Origin of the sequence: Mucilaginibacter jinjuensis (assembly GCF_028596025.1) — a bacterium.
Classification (GTDB): Bacteria; Bacteroidota; Bacteroidia; order Sphingobacteriales; family Sphingobacteriaceae; genus Mucilaginibacter; species Mucilaginibacter jinjuensis.
Genome location: NZ_CP117167.1, coordinates 843580 through 863662, shown reverse-complemented (window position 1 = coordinate 863662; position 20083 = coordinate 843580). Strand labels below are relative to the sequence as shown.

19 protein-coding genes are annotated in these 20083 nt (G+C 42.5%); 6 read left to right on the top strand and 13 right to left on the bottom strand.

Going from position 1 to position 20083, the window contains the following annotated elements; all coding sequences use genetic code 11:
• The first annotated feature begins 59 nt into the window (after window positions 1-59).
• On the top strand, window positions 60-1532 hold the full coding sequence (locus tag PQO05_RS03985; protein ID WP_273631361.1) for a DUF1254 domain-containing protein: 1473 nt from the start codon (window positions 60-62) through the stop codon (window positions 1530-1532).
• 101 nt (window positions 1533-1633) lie between these two features.
• Here the strand turns inward: PQO05_RS03985 and PQO05_RS03980 are convergent, their stop codons facing one another.
• Window positions 1634-2623 carry a toll/interleukin-1 receptor domain-containing protein gene (locus PQO05_RS03980; protein ID WP_273631360.1) on the bottom strand — a complete coding sequence of 330 codons (990 nt, stop codon included), beginning with the start codon at window positions 2621-2623 and terminating at the stop codon, window positions 1634-1636.
• 513 nt (window positions 2624-3136) lie between these two features.
• On the opposite strand from PQO05_RS03980, the gene fabG reads away from it, so the two are divergent.
• The 3 genes from fabG to PQO05_RS03965 all read left to right on the top strand — a co-directional run bounded on the left by fabG (window position 3137) and on the right by PQO05_RS03965 (window position 6685).
• Window positions 3137-3880, top strand: coding sequence for a 3-oxoacyl-[acyl-carrier-protein] reductase (gene fabG, locus PQO05_RS03975; RefSeq protein ID WP_273631359.1), 744 nt, complete (start codon window positions 3137-3139; stop codon window positions 3878-3880).
• 110 nt (window positions 3881-3990) lie between these two features.
• The gene (locus PQO05_RS03970) at window positions 3991-6081 is read left to right on the top strand and encodes a hypothetical protein (RefSeq protein WP_273631358.1); all 2091 of its coding nucleotides are present in this window, start codon (window positions 3991-3993) and stop codon (window positions 6079-6081) included.
• Window position 6082: 1 nt separating this feature from the next.
• On the top strand, window positions 6083-6685 hold the full coding sequence (locus PQO05_RS03965; RefSeq protein WP_273631357.1) for a trimeric intracellular cation channel family protein: 603 nt from the start codon (window positions 6083-6085) through the stop codon (window positions 6683-6685).
• A gap of 291 nt (window positions 6686-6976) precedes the next feature.
• On the opposite strand, the gene PQO05_RS03960 is transcribed toward PQO05_RS03965, so the two are convergent.
• The 4 genes from PQO05_RS03960 to PQO05_RS03945 all read right to left on the bottom strand — a co-directional run bounded on the left by PQO05_RS03960 (window position 6977) and on the right by PQO05_RS03945 (window position 11282).
• Window positions 6977-7918: an IS110 family RNA-guided transposase gene (locus tag PQO05_RS03960; protein WP_273633570.1), complete on the bottom strand. Its 942-nt coding sequence runs from the start codon at window positions 7916-7918 to the stop codon at window positions 6977-6979.
• Between the two features lie 1076 nt (window positions 7919-8994).
• On the bottom strand, window positions 8995-9474 hold the full coding sequence (locus PQO05_RS03955; RefSeq protein ID WP_273631356.1) for a hypothetical protein: 480 nt from the start codon (window positions 9472-9474) through the stop codon (window positions 8995-8997).
• A 23-nt stretch (window positions 9475-9497) separates the two neighbouring features.
• A complete protein-coding gene (locus tag PQO05_RS03950) occupies window positions 9498-9821 on the bottom strand; it encodes an FtsB family cell division protein (protein ID WP_273631355.1) in 324 nt (107 codons plus the stop codon).
• 135 nt (window positions 9822-9956) lie between these two features.
• Window positions 9957-11282 carry a DEAD/DEAH box helicase gene (locus PQO05_RS03945; RefSeq protein ID WP_273631354.1) on the bottom strand — a complete coding sequence of 442 codons (1326 nt, stop codon included), beginning with the start codon at window positions 11280-11282 and terminating at the stop codon, window positions 9957-9959.
• A 191-nt stretch (window positions 11283-11473) separates the two neighbouring features.
• On the opposite strand from PQO05_RS03945, the gene PQO05_RS03940 reads away from it, so the two are divergent.
• Window positions 11474-11878, top strand: coding sequence for a cupin domain-containing protein (locus PQO05_RS03940; protein ID WP_273631353.1), 405 nt, complete (start codon window positions 11474-11476; stop codon window positions 11876-11878).
• A gap of 114 nt (window positions 11879-11992) precedes the next feature.
• Here the strand turns inward: PQO05_RS03940 and eno are convergent, their stop codons facing one another.
• The 7 genes from eno to PQO05_RS03905 form a co-directional block, all read right to left on the bottom strand.
• On the bottom strand, window positions 11993-13288 hold the full coding sequence (gene eno / locus PQO05_RS03935; protein WP_273631352.1) for a phosphopyruvate hydratase: 1296 nt from the start codon (window positions 13286-13288) through the stop codon (window positions 11993-11995).
• Between the two features lie 138 nt (window positions 13289-13426).
• Window positions 13427-14158, bottom strand: coding sequence for a DUF2490 domain-containing protein (locus tag PQO05_RS03930; RefSeq protein WP_273631351.1), 732 nt, complete (start codon window positions 14156-14158; stop codon window positions 13427-13429).
• Window positions 14159-14230: 72 nt separating this feature from the next.
• Window positions 14231-15325 (bottom strand): ABC transporter permease, encoded by a 1095-nt coding sequence (locus PQO05_RS03925; protein ID WP_273631350.1) that lies wholly within the window; start codon window positions 15323-15325, stop codon window positions 14231-14233.
• A 79-nt stretch (window positions 15326-15404) separates the two neighbouring features.
• On the bottom strand, window positions 15405-16169 hold the full coding sequence (locus PQO05_RS03920; protein WP_273631349.1) for an ABC transporter ATP-binding protein: 765 nt from the start codon (window positions 16167-16169) through the stop codon (window positions 15405-15407).
• 650 nt (window positions 16170-16819) lie between these two features.
• Window positions 16820-17023, bottom strand: coding sequence for a hypervirulence associated TUDOR domain-containing protein (locus PQO05_RS03915; RefSeq protein WP_273631348.1), 204 nt, complete (start codon window positions 17021-17023; stop codon window positions 16820-16822).
• Between the two features lie 48 nt (window positions 17024-17071).
• Window positions 17072-17491, bottom strand: coding sequence for a hypothetical protein (locus PQO05_RS03910; RefSeq protein ID WP_273631347.1), 420 nt, complete (start codon window positions 17489-17491; stop codon window positions 17072-17074).
• A gap of 406 nt (window positions 17492-17897) precedes the next feature.
• Window positions 17898-18125, bottom strand: a complete 228-nt coding sequence (locus PQO05_RS03905) for a cysteine-rich CWC family protein (RefSeq protein WP_273631346.1) — start codon at window positions 18123-18125, stop codon at window positions 17898-17900.
• A 108-nt stretch (window positions 18126-18233) separates the two neighbouring features.
• On the opposite strand from PQO05_RS03905, the gene PQO05_RS03900 reads away from it, so the two are divergent.
• Window positions 18234-19529 (top strand): DUF885 domain-containing protein, encoded by a 1296-nt coding sequence (locus tag PQO05_RS03900; protein WP_273631345.1) that lies wholly within the window; start codon window positions 18234-18236, stop codon window positions 19527-19529.
• Window positions 19530-19567: 38 nt separating this feature from the next.
• Here the strand turns inward: PQO05_RS03900 and PQO05_RS03895 are convergent, their stop codons facing one another.
• The gene (locus PQO05_RS03895; RefSeq protein ID WP_273631344.1) at window positions 19568-19933 is read right to left on the bottom strand and encodes a methionine-R-sulfoxide reductase; all 366 of its coding nucleotides are present in this window, start codon (window positions 19931-19933) and stop codon (window positions 19568-19570) included.
• Window positions 19934-20083 lie beyond the last annotated feature (150 nt).

The window sequence follows — 20083 nt, the reverse complement described above, 5'->3', positions numbered from 1 at the left end:
GGTTTTAATTTTGTACACGGTGTTTTCCGAAACTAAACCAAGCCTAAAACTCATTAATTATGAAAAAACTTACCTTCAGTTTATTATCGGCTCTCGTCATTATGGGGATGCTACCGGTTGCCTGCACACAAAGTAATCAGCAGGCAACAAATAGTACAGCTACTATCGTTTCAGATTCATCTGGCACGGCATTTAAACCGGCTAATATGAAAGAACAAATGATTTACAGCCGGGCTATTGAAGCTGCTAACTGGGGTATGTCGGCCGTAAATTTCGACCTCATGGTTGAGGCTACGAAGAAAGCCGGGGGCAATTATAACCAGATTACAATTTGGCCGGGATTGCTCGACTGGATGAACCAAACCATTACACCAAACCCCGATGTGATTTATGTGATGCCATTTGTAAATACCGAAAAAGTGGGCCCAATGGTTCTGGAAATACCACCTGCCGATACCGGTACCGTTGTGGGCAGTATTATGGACCGCTGGCAAATGGCGATGGATGATGTTGGCCCTGCAGGGCTGGATAAAGGCAAAGGCGGCAAATACCTGATCCTCCCTCCCGGATATAAAGAACCGATACCTGCGGGATACATCCCCATGTATTCGGATACTTATTTAAGTTATTCATTGCTTAGGGTGGTACTTAAAAGCGGCGATAAAAAGGGTATTGATAATGCTGTTGCTTATGCGAAGCGTATCCAGTTATATCCACTTTCGCAAGCTAATGCTTCGTCAAAAACAATCTGGGTTGACGCATCGGGCAAAGAGTATAATTCATTGATCCCCTACGATCTCGATTTCTATAAATCATTAAACCGTGCTGTACAAGATGATATCTGGCTCACAAAAGATCAAGCCATGATAGACCCGTTGAAATACATCGGCATTGAAAAAGGAAAGCCTTTTAACCCCGATGCGCGTACGAAGGAAATTCTTACCTACGCCATCCGGGATGCGAAAATATGGTTTAAACAGCGTTTTGATAGTCTGTTCGATACACCTTTTTATGAAGGAACTAACTGGGCATTCCCTGTTACGGAAGAATTTGGCCGTGGCGTTAAATCCAACTTCGCCGATCCGAACAGTTACCCAACTGATATGCGCGGGCTGCTATATACCTTTATTTTTTTCAGCGCAAAGCATGCGGGCGAAGGCCAGTGGTACCTGATGGCTATTAAGGACAAGGATAACCAGATTTTGAATGGCAGCGACAATTATCGCCTCCATGTACCTGCCAATGTTCCTGTTAGGCAATACTGGTCTATTACAGTGTACGATGCAGCAGTGCATGCCTTTATCCGCAACTTTACCCGCTTTAACCGCTCATCACAAAGCCCCGGTCTTCAAAAAAACGCAGATGGTTCGGTAGATATTTATTTCGGCCCCAAAGCACCTGAAGGTAAAGAACCCAACTGGATCCCAACCAATCCGGGTGGCACCTTTGAGCTGATGGCCCGTTTTTATGGACCCGATAAAACTTTCTTTACCAAAGAGTGGAAGTTGGGAAATGTGGAGAAAGTGCAGTAAAAAACAGTGTCAGCAGGGTTCTGTTAAGAGAGCTTTTCATGCACATAGAAGTCTCGGTATTCTAAGTAATACTGAGACTTTTATGCAAATCAACTATGCTATCAAAAGTCCAACGATTCGTTTCTTTTATGTTTTTCTATTACTTCCTTGAGTTTTTCATTAAGTTCATCAGATGGATCGAGTAATTCATGTTTAAACTCATCCACAAAAGAGATTTCCTTTGGATTTCCGAAGCTCGTAAATGCCGAAACTTCCGTTAATTTCTTCATATCAAGTCTTCTTATCGTACCGTTATAACTGTTAGACAATACATTACTTAGTTCGTGCACGTCTTCCCATGCCTTAATATTCGAAATTTCGTTCGATTCCTGCCAACCTGTTCCTAATTTGAATTTATCTGTATCAATTATGTATTTTGCAAGTAGCAGTTCCTCATCTTTCAATTTATCGTTAATCAAGTCGGAATAAAATCGCGACCTATTTGGACTTACACTAATTATCCGATTTGTAATTGTTTCCTTTTTTATAATAGGTTGCATTTCAATATTTGCAATTGAAACCTGCTTTTCATTTACCTCGGAAGCATTTTTACTCAAAGACGTTTCAATTTGAAAAAACGGCTTAATTACTGAGATAAATTGCTTTACCTTTTGATTTATTAAAACAGAGTTATTTGTAATGCTAAAGGATGTTTTGAGCGACTCTATAAATGCAAGAAGTTTGTTTTCATTATTAATATAAAAACCTATTTCTCTTGGATCAAGGGCCCCATTTTGGAAATCATAACTCCTAAGATCAAAATTTGGCGTGAATATCATAGTGTGACTACTCTCTATAATCCAGGCAGCTCCCATTTCGTTTAAACAGGCTACACTCTTATAATATTCTGGTGATAGTAAATATAATACATAAGGCTTTTCGCTTATTTTAGTCCGTAACCAATTAAATATATTCTGACCAATAGGAATACCGAAGGCATCATTGCTGCTGAATATAATATCATCTGCACTTATTCCTATACCTATCAGAAGTTCCACAAGAGCGTTACCATAATTTGCATTTCTTGATGAGTGAGAGATAAAAAGGTTCATTTGTATTTTTTTGTACTGGTTGGTTGCCTCGAAGTTGATTGATAAATATACATATTTTACCAGTTGTCGTGCTAAACAGATATTAATGTCACACCAAGTACTTAACAACACATGGCCATCTTCGAGAAACCCTGTTCGGATAAAAATACGATCTGCTTAACTGACACACCTCTATTAGTGATTGTGCTGAAGGCATTTTACTACAGCTTCTACTCTCGGGAGGGAAAGCACTAATTTGCAAGCACGTTCATAGGAGTGTGTTCTTGTTTTATATTATAAATTCATTAAACATGTGGAACGTTCCACTCCAATTAGCCAATTTGTCGATTTGTCAATGCCAGGCAAATCATTGACAAATTATCGAATCAACAAATTGGCTAATTGCCTCCCTCATTGACAAATTACCGAATCAACAAATCCGCTAATTGAGTCCCTGCCACTGCTACTTTTCGAGCTTTTCGCACTTCGCGCTTAAATTCTTATCTTCACCGCCCGAAATCATTTTTTTAAATTATGAAACTGTTAGAAGGAAAAACCGCATTGGTTACCGGCGCTTCAAAAGGTATTGGCCGCATGATTGCTCAGAAATTTGCCGAGCATGGCGCCAATGTGGCATTCACCTACTTATCGTCTGTTGAAAAAGGCGAGGCTTTAGAAAAAGAACTACAAGCCTACGGTACCAAAGTAAAAGGTTACCGCTCTGATGCTTCGAAATTTGACGAAGCAGAGAAACTGATCTCTGATATTGTTGCCGAATTTGGCACCCTTAATATTGTTGTAAACAACGCCGGTATTACCAAAGACGGCCTGTTAATGCGCATGACCGAAGAGAACTGGGACGACGTGATGAACGTAAACCTGAAATCGATCTTCAACGTAACCAAAGCTGCTTCTAAAATTATGATGAAAAACCGTGCAGGCGTGTTCATCAACATCAGCTCTGTGGTTGGTGTGCAGGGTAACGCTGGTCAGGCCAATTATGCGGCTTCTAAGGCTGGTATCATCGGTTTCTCAAAATCTATCGCTAAAGAGCTTGGCTCACGTAATATCCGTACCAACGTGGTAGCTCCGGGCTTTATCCGCACTGAAATGACCGACGTTTTAGACCCTAAAGTGGTTGAAGGCTGGACAGCCGGCATCCCACTTAAACGTGGCGGCGAAAGTGCAGAAGTTGCAGATGCCTGCGTATTCCTTGCGTCAGACATGGCTACCTACATCACCGGCCAGGTATTGGCAGTTGATGGCGGGATGCTGTAATTCTGTTGTCGGTTATCAGTTGTCAGTTGTCGGGGGTATAATTATACAGCACAACAAGTCAACATACATTCTTTTTAAAAAATAAAAACAGCATATTTGAATTTACAGATATGCTGTTTTTGTTTTCGGTAACATGGGGTACAATTTCGGGATGGTGGGCGCTGCCCTGCCTCGCTGTTGGTATTTTATATGCCTGGTTGCTGTACAAACAACCTACTCATTTAAGTAATAGATTCCGGTACGGTTTAGCTGTTGTAAGGGCATTGGCCGTAACTATTATTGCCTTGTTATTGCTATCTCCGCTGGTAAAAACGGTGAGCTACCAGCCACAAAAGCCATTGGTGCTTATTGCGCAGGACAACTCCGCTTCCATAGCAAAATTTAACCCGGCAGGTACCAATCTCAAACAGGTAGTTGCCGACCTCGATAAACTCAAAGAAACACTCGGCGACAAATACGATGTGCGGGAATTTCATTTCGATAAAAATCTGCAGCCAGGTTTAAGCTCCGGTTTCAAGGGCAAGCAAACTGATGTATCATCTGCCCTGCACCAGTTGAATGAGCAATACGTAAACCAGAACATCGGTGCCCTAATATTGGCTACAGACGGCCTCTATAACCAGGGCAGCGACCCACAGTACGAAGCCCGTAACCTCAAAGCCAGCATTTACACCGTGGCACTGGGCGATACCACCATCCGCCGCGACTTGCGGATCAGCAATATTAATTACAACAAAACGGCTTTACTGGGCAATGATTTTGAGTTGGAGGTTGAAACCGAAGCCTACCTAAGTGCAGGTGAAACCATGCAGCTCAATGTAACCGAGGACGGAAAATCGGTTCAAACTAAAAACATACCGATTGATGTTAACAACTGGCATAAAACCATTCCACTGAAATTAAATGCGGATAAAAAAGGGCTGCATAAGTTTACTTTCAATCTGGCCCCGGTTAAGAATGAAGTATCGCTTCAAAACAATACGGAGACTATTTATATCGACGATTTGGATGCCCGGCAGAAAATTTTGCTGGTGTACAGCAGCCCGCATCCGGATATCAGCACAATTAAGCAATCGATAGAAAACAATCGTAATTATGAGTTGAAAACTGTAAGTGTTGATGATCTCTCCAAAGTAAAGCTGAGCGATTATAACCTGCTTATTCTACATCAGGTTACTTTATCAACTACCCCTACACTGCAGAAATACATTTCGAGTGGTACAACCCCAGTCTGGTACATGGCCGGTGCGCAGACCAATATTTTAGATTTCGACCTGCAACAAAAGCTGATTAAGATTACCGCTAACCGCCCAGACTTGCAGGAAGCCTTTGCCCTGCCACAAACCGATTTCAGCAGTTTTACACTGAGCGATTCGGTATTGAATAAACTCAAACAATTCCCGCCGTTGCTGGCACCATTCGGAAGTTATAATGCCGGATCAACCGCTGCTGTACTATTTAAACAGAAAATTGGCAATATAGTTACCCAATACCCGCTTTGGGCTTTTGAAGACGACCGTGGCCGCCGTACAGCCGTGCTGACAGGCGAAGGACTGTGGCGCTGGCAGTTGGCTGAATACCAGCTTTACGGCAACCATAACGCGCTGGATGAGCTGCTATCGCAAAGCATCCAATACCTAACCGCCAACGCCAACAGGCAACGTTTTAGGGTTTATACTGCCAAGAATGTTTTTGATGAAAGCGAGCATGTACTTATCAATGCCGAGCTTTATAACGAAGCCCTGGCCCTGGTTAATACACCTGACGTAAAACTGGACCTGAAAGACCAGAAAGGCAAAAATTACAGTTACCAATTTAGCCGTGCAGGTCAAAGTTACCAGTTAGATGCAGGCATCCTGGTACCGGGCGAATACACTTATACAGCCACTACACAAATTGGCAAGCAGAAGCTGTCGGCGAGTGGTCAGTTTAGTGTGAAGTCGATCGATTTGGAGGCGAGACAGAGTACAGCTAATCACCAGTTGTTAAGAAATCTGTCGAAACAATCGGGTGGGCAAATGTTACGACCTACAGAGATTGGGAAACTGACACAGCTAATCCGCCAGAATGAAAATATCAAAACCCTGGTGAATGAGGATAAACGCTACAACGACCTGATTGATATTAAATGGGTATTTGTGCTAATCCTGGCACTACTAAGTGCCGAGTGGTTTCTACGCAAACGTGAAGGAGAAATATAACATGACCTTGGATGTAAGTACCATTATCGAAATACTGGGCACCATTAGCTTCACCATTTCGGGCGTGTTCTCGGCCATGCAGAAACGGCTGGATATCATGGGCGTTATTATTATCGGCTTTGTTACGGCCATTGGCGGCGGTACAGTTCGCGATGTGCTAATTGGCAACACACCAGTGAGCTGGATGCGTAATATCGATATCCCGCTTATTATCCTTGTCACAGCTATTTGTACCATTATCTTCAAACATTATATCAAAACGTTTAAAGTCACGCTTTTTTTGTTTGATGCCTTGGGGCTTGGCCTGTTCACCATTATTGGTGTTCAAAAAGGCTTGAGTGCTGGCTTACACCCGGCAATATGCGTTGCATTAGGTACTATAACCGGATGCTTCGGCGGCGTGATCAGGGATATTTTATTGAATACTATCCCACTCATATTTCACAAAGAGATTTATGCTTCAGCCTGTATTATCGGCGGTAGTTTGTACCTGCTGATGTTGCATGTAATTGATCCTGCCCTGGCCAAGTTGATGGCTGTTGCCGTGGTTTGCGGGATCAGGATTGTAGCGGTGAGGTTTGGGTTGAAGTTACCGGTTAGTTGAAGAGAATCAGGAATCGAGAGTCAAGAATCGGGACTACTCGATTACACGTCATTGCGAGTGATAGCGTGGCAATCTCAGACCTATTAGCAGTAGCATTCATAGTGTAGAAACCATTATGAATGGATTGTACTTTATCAATGTCAGTCCCGCTCAATCGCCGCGGGTTGGCTTGTTACTTTTGGCTTGATCCAAAAGATTCTGTGTTAAGTATCAAATATATTTTACATTTGTTTTATTAAAGGCGGCTTATGTCAGCTTGTTTAGGGCGGTCAACTTTTTAGTTGTATCGCCCTAACTCTTTAAAATGGTATTATCAATTGCTTTGTGCAGGTATCCAATGTCATAAAATTGACCAGTCTTTGCAATGATATAAGTTAGCTCCAGCAGCTTTCTCTGTATGGCTACTATGGCTTTCATTTTGATCCCATGCTTAGCTATTAACCTGGCGAATACAGCCCTAAAGCGTTCATCGTTTCTTATAGCAGCCAATGCGGGCAAATGCATGGCCTTTCGCAAATGTTTGTTCCCTTTTTTAGATATCCTTGGTTTGCCCTTTACAGAAGTTCCGGATTGCTTTTCCTGGACATCGAGCCCGGCGTAACTGACCAATTGTTTTTTACTTCGGATGAGTTCAAAACCATTCGTTTCAGCAAGTACGGTTACTGCTGTGAGGGTTCCTATGCCGGGTATGGAAGTAATGGTCTTAACCTGCTTAACCAATTGCGGATCATTTTTTATTAATTCTGCCAGTTCTGCTTTGATGTCTTTCTCCTGTCTGTTGAGTAATGTTATCCGCTCATTAACCCTGCTAATACTTCTTTCATTAGGAAAAGCTTCTGCCAGTTCAGCGTGTAGCTGATTTTTAAGCATAGTACGTTCGCCTATCAATTGGTCCCGCTCACGGGTCAGCTGCCTTAAGTCTTTGAATACTTTTTTGGGCCGCTGCCAAATCTCCAGCTTCCTTTCCAGGCCAAACCTGGTTATCGCCTGAGACGCGCTTTTGTCCGTGATCGTCTTAACATCAAGTGTTCTTACATAATTACTGATCTTGTTCGGCAATATAATACTTACCAAGTCTCCCCGATCTGAAAGATAATAAGCCAGGGCTTCATGATAAACCCCGGTGGCTTCCATCGCATAAAGTATCTTTACCTGATCTGAAAATAGCTTCTCTGTCCATTGTATAAGTTGGGAAAAGCCTTTCTTATTGTTACTGAATGTTTTGCTGGCGATCAGTTCGATATTGGTATCCTGTCCATTTGACCAAGTGATACAACTAATTCATCCTTTGCCACGTCGATTCCGACTGTTTGTTTGAGTAGATTGATCATGTGTTCGCTAAGTTTAAACCTTAAGTGATAACCTTCCTTCGTCTTTTCTCCTGGTGGATATACTGGCTGTATAGATATACCATACGCCTTACATTCTGTTCAGACGCTAAAAGGCAAAAAAGAGGAGGCAGTATCTTTGTGTGAACATGCTTGTAATTGCTGTTTGTAACCAAACCTGCTCTCACTCTTCTTCACTTAATTAGAATACAAACATAGGAGTAACCAAAGGGCTCATCGGCAAAAAGGCTTCTTTGCGCACAGGGCCGCACAGCGTTCAGAACAACACAGGCCGGGATCTTTTGCCCCGCTAAAGCTTCCCACAGGCCTGCCCTTCTGCAAAATCTCCAATGCCTCTTTCCAGCACACAAGGCCGCCATTGTTCTGCCCGCTTTTGGCCGAAGCTGTTTGCCGATTAAACCAACTTGTCATTGCGAGGAGGTACGACGAAGCAATCTCGTAGCTATACAGATCGAATATGTATACGACGAGATTATTAATGAGTTGTTTGTTTTTATAGGCATTAATGAGCTCCCTCCGGTCGGTTGTCCACGCTATCGCTCGCAATGACAAATTATATATTTTCCGACACAATTACCAATGCTGCCTTAGAAAAGGTTATGTCAGGATAGCGGCGAGTCCGGTTATACGATATTCAAGAGCGGTGGCCCAGACGCAAAAGCGAGGCCGTGAAGTGAGATTGTGCGGTGGAACTTTTTTGCGTCTTGATGTTATTCACACTTTAATTGTTTTTTAAAGGTGTTCATGAAATCGCTGCGCTACGTATTGGTTACTTTTGGATCAAGCCAAAAATAACAGCCCAACCCGCGGCGATTGAGCGGGACTGACTTTCATTACTTGCACAAACCATTCATAATAGTTTCTACATTAAACAAGCAAGTGCTAATCGGTCTGAGATTGCTTCGTACCTCGCAATGACGTGCTTAGTTGATTTTCTAATGAAAAACGGATTACAACAACTTAACCAACATTATAACCGATATGTTGATTAATCTGGAACCTGATATCTTCAACCTCATACTCAGACTTCTTGCCGTCTCCGTATGAAAATATCTCAAACACTTTGAGATCATTTTTAAAGAAAGTAAGATTAAGGATATGCTCCCTTCCACCTAACCACTTCAGCTTCATTTGAAGTTCTTTTTTACTGATGGTAACCGTTTGAGGCTCATCTTTCAATAACAAGTGGATACGGAACATATCATCATCTGCTTCAACCTTAATGATTTGCCGCTTAGTCCATTTAAAAGAGTTTAGGAACGGAAAAACAAGAAAAACACAAAAAAAGAATATAATTATTGCTATACCGAAAAAATGCGTTTGCCACATGCCTGCAACAAGAAATATAAAAAACACCAATGCCAATAAAAGTCTGGTCTTAACAGATTGCCATAATCTTTTATAAAACGATATCGGTTCGGCTGTATAGATGATCTTCATTTCGGCACAAATAAGCGTAATGCTTATTTATCTTCTTTCTTCTCCTTCACTACCACAAAAACATCCTCATTATCTTTTTTCATGAGGTATTTTTCGCGGGCGAACTTTTCGAGCTGGGCTTTGTCGGAGGTTAGTTCATCAAGGTCTTTGGATACCTTGGCGGTTTCTTTCTGGTAAAATTCGCTTTCTGCTTTCAGTTTGCTAACCTGCTCATGATACTGGTATTGCGAGTAAATGTCGTTTTTATCGAAAAACAGCATCCACACCACAAAAGCCAAAGTAACCAGGAAGTATTTGTTGCGCAAAATATCGAGCAGGCGTTGCATTTTTACCGGTTGAATTTTCATTATAAAAGTACAGAAATATATTTAACCAATGCAACACATTTTATCCAATTATGTTGCTTTAAATTAATAAGACCATTATTAACAGCCATTTACAAAACAGCGGCTACTAATGGTCTTCAAAGAGTGTTTTATTAATTAGCGTCTGCCGCCGCTGTTGCGGTTACCGCCAGAGCTACGTCCGCTGCCACCACCGGCAGGGGCTTTATCGCCACCATGGTCGCGACTGCGACCAAAGCCGCGTCTTGATGCTCCGCGTTGTGCTGAGGCCTTCCTGGTTTCTTTTTGCTGCAAAGCAAGCTTAGCTTTTTCGGCCATAGAAAGTTCGCGCAATGGGTAAGGATGCTCGGTTTCAACCGGGATAGTTTTACCAATGATCTTGTGAATATCTTTCAGCAGCTCTTTTTCTTCCTCATCACAAAAAGCAAACGCAATACCACTTGCACCTGCACGGCCTGTACGGCCAATACGGTGTACGTAAGTTTCGGGCACTTCCGGCAATTCGTACTGGATAACGTGGGTTAGTTCATCCACATCAATACCGCGGGCGGCAATATCAGTAGCTACCAATACACGGGTACTGCTGTTTTTAAAGTTGGTTAATGCACGCTGACGGGCATTTTGTGATTTATTACCGTGAATGGCCTCGGCAGTAACATTGGTACGGATCAGGTCTTTTACTACCTTATCGGCACCATGCTTGGTACGGGTAAATACCAGCACACGTTTAATGTTTTTATCTTTCAGGATGTGTGATAACAATAAGCGTTTATCGCCTTTGTCAACAAAGAAAATCGACTGGTTAATGGTATCAGCAGTTGATGAAACCGGGGTAACTTCAACCTTCTCTGGTTTATTTAAAATGGTATCTGCCAAAGACTGGATCTCTTTAGGCATGGTAGCCGAGAAAAACAGGGTCTGTCTTTTAGCCGGGATCTTAGAAATGATCTTTTTAACATCGTGTACAAAACCCATATCCAGCATACGGTCGGCTTCGTCCAATACCAAAATCTTGATGTGTTCGAGGTTAACATATCGCTGGTTCACTAAGTCTAACAAACGGCCTGGTGTGGCAACTAAAATATCAACACCACGGCGCAGCGAATCAACCTGTGGGTTTTGTGTAACACCACCGAAAATTACCAAATGTTTTAAGCCTGTATGTTTACCATAAGCAGCAATGCTCTCGCCTATCTGGATAGCCAGCTCGCGGGTTGGCGTAAGGATAAGCGACTTAATTGTTTTTTGCTCCTTGTGCTGCAGGCGTTCTTCATGCAGTATTTGAAGAATTGGGATAGAGAAGGCCGCAGTTTTACCGGTACCGGTTTGCGCGCAGCCTAATAAATCCTTGCGTTGTAATATAATGGGGATTGATTGTTGCTGTATGGGCGTGGGGGTGGTATATCCCTCAGTTTTTAAAGCCTTGAGGATGGGCTCAATTAATTTTAAATCTTGAAATAGCATGTATTCTTTTTAAAGTAAGTATCTGGCTAAATGGGGAGTATATTTACTTTTAAAGATGCCAGATTATTGTGCAAAGGTACACATTAGTTTGCAAGTGGCGTGTCACAAAAAAAGCCCCGGTAAAACATTATCCGTTACTTAATTAAAGGGTGGGTAATTAATAATAGCTTTGAACAGAAAATCTATAAAACATGAGTACTACAGAACAGAATGAAATTTTCCCCAGGGGAAACCAGGGCCCGGCAGACTATTTTAACGGAACGGCCTGGGTAAATATACTAGTACCTAAAGACCAGACCGGCACTTATGCTGTTGGCAATGTTGTTTTTGAGCCGGGCTGCCGCAATAACTGGCATACCCATACCACAGGGCAAATATTATTAATACTCGACGGCAAAGGCTGGTACCAGGAACGGGGACAGGCTGCGAGACCGCTAAGCAAAGGTGATGTAGTAGTTATCCCGGTTAATGTAGAGCATTGGCATGGCGCTGCTAAAGACAGCAGCTTTACTCACATCGTAATTACCAACAATTCGCCCGAAGGCCCGGTAAACTGGCTGGATCGCGTTACGGACGAAGAATACAATGCGCTTTAATTGATTCTTAAACATAGGAATAAAACAGAAAAGCCTGCTTAATGCAGGCTTTTCTGTTTTATTCTGAAAGCTAACCGATTAACATAATCAACCGGCAAACCTATTCAACTCAAATTACTTCTTAATGAATTTGAAGTTTTTACCGATGAATTTTGCGTTCTCGCCCAGTTCTTCTTCGATACGTAACAGTTGGTTGTATTTAGCGATCCTGTCTGAACGTGATGCAGAACCGGTTTTGATCTGGCCGCAGTTTAAGGCAACAGCTAAGTCAGCAATAGTAGCATCCTCAGTTTCGCCAGAACGGTGGCTCATTACAGAAGTATAACCATTAGTTTGTGCTAAAGTTACCGCGTCGATAGTCTCGGTTAATGAACCAATTTGGTTTACTTTAACCAGGATAGAGTTTGCAGTATCTTCGTCGATACCTCTTTGTAAACGTTTAACGTTGGTTACAAACAAATCGTCACCTACTAACTGTACTTTATCACCAATTTTCTCGGTCAATAATTTCCAGCCAGCCCAGTCATCCTCAGCCATACCATCTTCGATAGAAACGATTGGGTATTTAGCAGCCAATGAAGCCAGGTAATCAGCTTGCTCTTCACTGGTGCGGATAGCGCCTTTATCACCTTCAAATTTAGTGTAATCGTATTTGCCGTCTTTGTAAAACTCAGAAGCAGCACAGTCAAACGCTAAGTAAATATCTTCACCTGGTTTGTAACCAGCTTTTTCAATCGCTTTTAAAATGGTTTCAACACCATCTTCAGTACCTTCAAAAGTTGGGGCAAAACCGCCTTCGTCACCTACTGCTGTAGATAAACCTCTGTCGTGTAAAATCTTTTTCAGGTTGTGGAATACTTCAGTACCCCATCTTAAAGCCTCAGAGAATGATGGCGCGCCGATAGGCATGATCATAAACTCCTGGAATGCGATAGGCGCATCAGAGTGTGAACCGCCATTAACGATGTTCATCATCGGGATTGGCAAAGTGTTAGCATTTACACCACCAATATAGCGGTATAAAGGCTGGCGGCTTTCTTGTGCAGCAGCTTTAGCCACAGCTAATGAAACACCTAATATAGCGTTAGCACCTAATTTACCTTTGTTTTCGGTACCGTCAAGGGCAATCATAATTTTGTCGATAGCGTTTTGTTCAAACACATCGATACCTTGTAATTCTTTAGCAATTACATCATTTACATTGGCAACAGCTTTTAAAACGCCTTTACCCATGTAAACATTTTTATCGTTATCGCGCAGCTCAACTGCCTCATGTATACCCGTTGAAGCACCAGAAGGTACTGCAGCGCGGCCAAGGGCGCCGTTTTCGGTTAATACTTCAACTTCAATTGTTGGGTTACCGCGAGAATCCAGAATCTGGCGGGCATGGACATCAATGATCAAGCTCATTTTTTATTACTTTTTTATGGTAAGTGTATACAATACAATAATTCGCGTGCTAAGATAAATCAAAAAGTTAAAAAGGAAAGGTTAAAATTAGGTTAAGTTAAAAACAGCGGTGTGTAAATTTCGTTTGCTAACACTAAATTAATCTTTGGTGGTAGGCAATTGCTCGTGCTGAGGGCCTTTTCTTCCTTGTATGGTGTACATAAAAACGGCCATCATATTGTTCTTGTCATTGGTTGATGCGGGCAGGTTATTGTACTGGTTTATCCACCCTACCTGCAGGCTGATGGCCTTGGTAAATTGGTACCCGGCAGTTGCCGAAATCCGGTTACGTTCGAAATTAGGGGCTTCGTTATTAAAAAAAATTTCGTCGAACACAGACACGAATGCGGTATTGGCTACAAATTTTGGATGATTGATAGGCACCAGCGCATTTAAGCGGTAGCGAAACCGGTTCCGGTAATCGCCATTCAACCAGCGCTGCTCAATACGTACCCTATTTTCAAATTTTATACGATCGAGGTATGCCAGATAGGTAAATTGCTCCCAAAGGCGGTTTTCTTTGGTGGTTGACCCGGCATCAACATCTTTATAATTATAGGTTGTGTAGCGCCCGGTGCCTATTAATGCCGAAAAATTATTGGTGAAATTATAGCTTACACCGCCCTTTACCTCGTAGTAATAAAATTGCTTGTACAGCATTTCATTGGTGCGGGTTTGCAGCTCAGTGTAACCGCCCCATTGATGCTCAACGCTGCCGGGTAAAACTACGGTGATTAATCCCCAGCTCCCGGCTTTGTCATACGATTGGGCAAAACCACTAATGGTAACTACCGAAAGAGCTATTATAAAGAAGAAACGTTTAAAACACATTTGCGCCAATGTTAATTCAGTATTAACAAAGGCGCAAATATAACAACAACGTTACGATTAGGAAATACTAAGTTAAGCTTCCCATTTAAAGGTTTTGATGGCTATAGCGTAGATCGCAATTCCCCAAACCAGTAGTATTAGGAGCTGATGGGTTACATCGCCCAGCCCCGCACCTTCAAAAGCCACTTTACGCATGGCGTTATTTAAGTGAGTTAAAGGCAGTGCATTACTGATAGGCTGCATCCATTTAGGAAATGCCGAAGTTGAGAAAAACGTACCCGACAACAGGAACTGCGGCAAGGTAATGATATTAGACAACGGCGGTATCGAACTCTCATTCTTAGCAATACCCGACACTGTAAACCCGAAGCCCATAAATATAATGAGCCCCACTAAGGCCAGTGCCAGCATATTGAGTACGGTTACCCAGCCATGTATCAACGTAAAGCCAAATGCATAATGACCAATGGCGATGATACAGACAGCGCCTGCCATGGCAAATATTACACGGGCAATCATTTCGCCCAGTACAATACTGTAGCGTTTAACCGGTGTGGCAAAAAAGCGTTTGATCACCAATGTTTGGCGCAGGCTCAGGAATACGAATGCTGTACCGAACACGCCTGTACTTAGCAGCGAAAAGCCCAACTGACCCGGCAAAATAAAATCGATGTATTTATACTCGCGGCCGGTTACGGTTGATTCTTTTAACTCAGCAACGGGTGGCGGCGCATCGCTACGATTGGTATTAACCTGGAAAAGCATGCTTTGCAAGAGCGATTTCAGGATGTTTCCCTTTTCGGCAGATGCGCGGGTGTATTTTACATTAACAGTAAACACAGGCGGAGCAATATTTTTACGGATCTCGATCATGGCATCGATCGAGCCCTTCTCGAGATTCTTCTGCATCTCATCGGCCGGTTGTTTGGTGATAAGGTTAACCACGCTTACTTTTTTAAGCGCCTGGTAAATAGGGTTAAGTGTATCGCTGTTTTTAGATACGCCAACATCTACCTTAACACCACCGCCGCCAATATTGGCAAACACGGTAATAAATATTAACGGAAAAAGCAGACTAAACACAACCGCCGAAGGGCTGCGGAATATGGAGCGCAAACTGGCCTTGGCAATAGCCATTGTTGCGTTAAAATTACTGTATGGTTTCATGTGTGATTGGTTATTGAGTTATTGATTACTGGTTATTGGCTGAAAGGTTATTACTATTAACTTAATAACCCAATAACTACTATCCTTCCCTCCACTCCTTACCTGTCAAATTAATAAATACGTCTTCGAGGTTGGCCTGCTTAACTGTTTTCTTGCGTTCGAAGCCGGAGGCTACCAGGGTGTCTATAAAATGATCTGGCGTATCAATGCCGATAATGTGGCCGCCATCTACAAAGGCAACGCGGTCGCAAAGCACTTCGGCCTCGTCCATATAGTGAGTGGTAATTACCACGGTGGTGCCAGCTTTTTGGATTTCTTTGATTAACTCCCAAAGGTTACGGCGGGCTTGCGGATCGAGGCCGGTTGTCGGCTCATCCAGAAAAACTACACGTGGGTTATTGATGAGTGTGGTGGCGATAGAGAAACGCTGTTTTTGTCCGCCAGAAAGGTCTTTGTATTTCGCTTTGGCCTTATCAGTGAGGTTCACTTTCTCCAGCATGGCCATCGGGCTTACTTTAATGCCGTAGAGGCCCGAGAAAAGATCAATCAGTTCGGCAAGGTTTAGGTTCGGGTAATAACCCGCGGCCTGCAATTGCACTCCAATGCGTTTTTTAATACTACTGGGGTCGGTATCTACATTAAAGCCATCAACAATTACCTCGCCTGATGTTTTGCTTCTTAAGGTTTCAATAATTTCCAGCGTAGTGGTTTTACCGGCACCATTGGGGCCAAGCAGTCCGAATATTTCGCCTTCAAAAACTTCAAAGCTGATGTCTTTAACCGCGGTAAAGTCATCATACTGCTTTACCAGGTTTTTAACGGTTATGATTGGGGTTTTTACCATAGCCTAAATATAAATCTTCGGCAGGCAATTACGGCATAGTTTTTCGGTGAATGGAGGGGAAAAAGCGGTGAGTAGCAGGTTTTAAGGTTTTTGTTATTTAACTATAGTATGGATAATAAAACAACAAATCTAACCCATGAAGGCCAGTGCCCAGATTGACGTAATAAAAACATTTAGGGGTTGTGCTCTAATCATTGTCAGTCCCGCTCAATCGCCGCGGGTTGGGCTGTTACTTTTGGCTTGATCCAAAAGTAACCAAAAAATCAAGACGCAAAAAAGCTCCACCGCACAAGCCCACTACACGGCCACGCTTTTGCGTCTGGGCCACCGCTCGAAAATTTCAGAACCAAGTTTGTTAATGTTAATATGGCCGAATCAGCTACTACCTTGACATAATCTCTTCTCATGCAGCATTGGCAATGTTGCGGTAACCACAGGTATTGCTAAAGCACTGCAACCACATAGCAACAGGGCCCGGCTGCGACTTTTCTTTTGGTTACTTTTCTTTGAGAGAAAAGAAAAGTGACATCCACTGACGTTTCATAAAGTACACTACCCTCCCTAATGAAAAACGAATAACTCTGCATAGCGACAAGATTGCTTCCCCGAAGTAAATTCGGGACAGGCCGTACCTCGCAATGACAAATTATTTACTTCTTCAATTCACTCTCCGATTTCAAAACCTTATCCCCTTTATCAGTCTTCACCTCATAAGCAGGTTCATCTTTGGTGGCATTACGTTTAATGGTTGCGCCTTTAATGTGTTTGGTAACCGGTTCTTCGTACTTCTTTTCAATTTTGCCTTCGGCCTGGCCTTTGCCCCAGCTCCAATGCACAGTATCTCCCTTTTTCATAAGCTATTGTTTATGAAATTAGTATATACAATTAAGATGCCTGAAATATTATTCTACCAGCAGGGTATCGGTAATAGGCTGGTCATCGGGGTTCCGGCCGGTTTTATAGAACTTAAGGTAGTAAGTACCAGCCTTAGTGGCTTTAAATTTATAGGTAGCCGGCTTATAACTTGTAGTGGCAATAGCACAAACTACACAACTATCGTGGGCAGCATAAGCTTTAATATCGATGGTATTTTCGGTAGTATCTTGTTTAAAACCAATAAACTGGTCGCAGCCGTTGGTGGCTTTCCAGCTGATATTGAAACTTATTTCCTGGTTTATCAGCGTTTTGGTGGTGCCGTTTACACTTACAATATCGTGCTGCAGGGTGTCTTTACACGGGATCATTGCAATAGGTTTTACGTCGCCTTTTTTACAGGCGGCTAAAAACAGCACAAGCAGTAATAAGTAGGTAAAGTTTCTCATATCAGCAATTTGCAATGTGGCTTGGTAGATTATTGCTTTTACTACGATAAAATTGCACTATTTGTTTGTAACAATCAATAGGTTATAGATAAATAATGCGATTGTATCGACTAATGTTACTTTGCGCTGTATTAATTAGCCAGTTCGCGCAAAACATGCATTAATATTTCGGCTCTTTCGAGGGCATAAACTATGAAGGTAATGAGTAGTGTTTTCATGACATTGTGTGTTGATTTACACTACAAAGGTGCTTCACAAGTCAATTTAACCACAGTTGTTTTAGGTGAGCAGGGCTATTTTTTCGGTGAATGGAGTTGGCCGAGGGGTTGATTGGTTCATTAGTTTACTGGTTCATTGGGTGAACGGAGAATGATCGTCGGTAAAAAATCCAACATCAAAAAAGATACTATTGAGAATTTCCGGAAAACGACATCTCGGCACGGTACTCATCGCGCAGAACGGTTAAACATGCTGCACATAAACAACCGTCATATTGTTCGCTAATGTATTGGGTTTCGTTGATATTGAGCTGCACCGTCATGCACTGGCATTTGGTAAAAGAGTTAGCCTTACACTCAAACGGCGAACGGCAACGTTCGCAGGCAACTATTTCGTGTTTGGTGTGGGCGTGCATGTTATCAATTTAATGATGTAAAAGTACAATTTATAAAATCCCGCTTATTCAGGCGCTTGTAAAACTGCACAAAAAATACAGCTATATTTGATTTACAGAACCAAACACATGAAAGCATCCTGGCTACTCTTTTCACTAATTGTAATTACCTCATTTAAAAGTTCGGCTCAAAATAAATTCGATTGGTTTACCCGACAATTTGTAAGCGGCTATCAATCACTCCACCTACCCGCTCTTCAACTTAGTTATGCAGACAATTTGCAATTGGTTAAATCACCTGATAGTATTAAGGCAGAAGTAACGTTTTTCAAAAACGTTCAGCGAGGGCTCAATAATTTCGCTTACCCTAATTTAACACCTGCCCAACAGCAGGATTATGAACAGATAAAATATGAAGCCGCACTTAATTTAGAACGCTTAGGGCTCGAAAAACAGTTATCGGAAGATGTACGAAAAAAGCCTTCGGCCAATGGTATTTATAACACACCTACCGGCAAACAGTGGTATGCCTATTTTTTAAAGAAATGGGTTGGCGACAATGTTACCCCCGACCAGATCTACGCCTTCGGCCTTAAAGAAGTAGAACGGGTGAAAAACCATATTAAAGATATACAGCTCCAAAGCGGCCTGAGCGAAGATGATTTCTACAAACATTTGAACGACTCCTCTTTCTTTATCAATGACCAGGCCCAGGTACAACAAGCTTTTGAGCGCGACGAACAGGTTATTAAAGAGCATTTGAGTGCATTGTTTAACCCCTATCCTATTCCTCCACTGGCCATTAAAAAAGGTACCATGGAAACAGTGGCCACAGCGCCCGGCTATTATACCGACGGCACCTTTTACTACAATCTTTTTGGTAAGCCATACAACAAACGCCAGGTAGACTGGCTGTTTATCCATGAAGCTATCCCCGGGCATCATTACCAGATCTCGATAGCGGCAAATGCAAAAACCACAACTTTACAAAAGCAATTTGATTATATGGGCTTTGTTGAAGGATGGGCTGCCTATACCGAAGATTACGGCAAGCAACTGGGCCTTTACCAAACCATTTACGACGAACTAGGCAAATGGGAATGGGACATTGTAAGATCAGTCCGTTTGCCTTTAGACGTTGGTATTAATTACTACGGTTGGACCGATGAGCAGGCATTAGCCTTCTGGAAGAAAAACATCCGCAACCAGGATGATATTGCCATGCGCGAAATTAACCGGGTTAAACGCTGGCCTGCACAGGTGGTAACTTACAAATATGGTGCGGCACAAATAGCAGCGTGGAAAACAGAATTACAAAAACGCGAAGGAGCTAAATTCAACATCAGAGATTTTCACGATCGGGTACTGAGTCATGGCTCTTTGCCTTTGTTTATGGTTAAGGCCAATGTTTTTAAAAAAAGCTAACCACTATTTCTAATTTAATAATGGTTAGCCTTTTTTAATTATTTCTCTAACGGTACAAACTTCATCGATACCGAGTTTACGCAGTGGCGGGTATTTTTAGGTGTAAACCTTTCGCCGGTAAATACGTGGCCCAGGTGGGCGCCGCAGTTGGCGCAAAGTATTTCGGTACGGCTGCCATCGGCATCGGTTTCGCGGCGTACGGCACCGGGTATTTCGTCATCGAAACTTGGCCATCCGCAAAACGATTCGAATTTGGTATCAGACGTGTAAAGCGGTGCATCACAACGGCGGCAAACATATATACCTTCTGCCTTATTGTTCAACAGCTCGCCGGTAAAAGGGCGCTCTGTGCCTTTGTATAATATTACCCTTTCTTCTTCGGGTGTTAGCTTGTTATATTCCATAAATTTAATGAGTGAATATCTCTTTTTCCTTATATAAATATACGCATAAAAAGCCACCTGGTTTGTACCGTATGGTATTATTTACACGGGTTTGACGGTGGGTATTTCCCCATGTCATTGCGAGGAGGAACGACGTGGACAATCGACCGG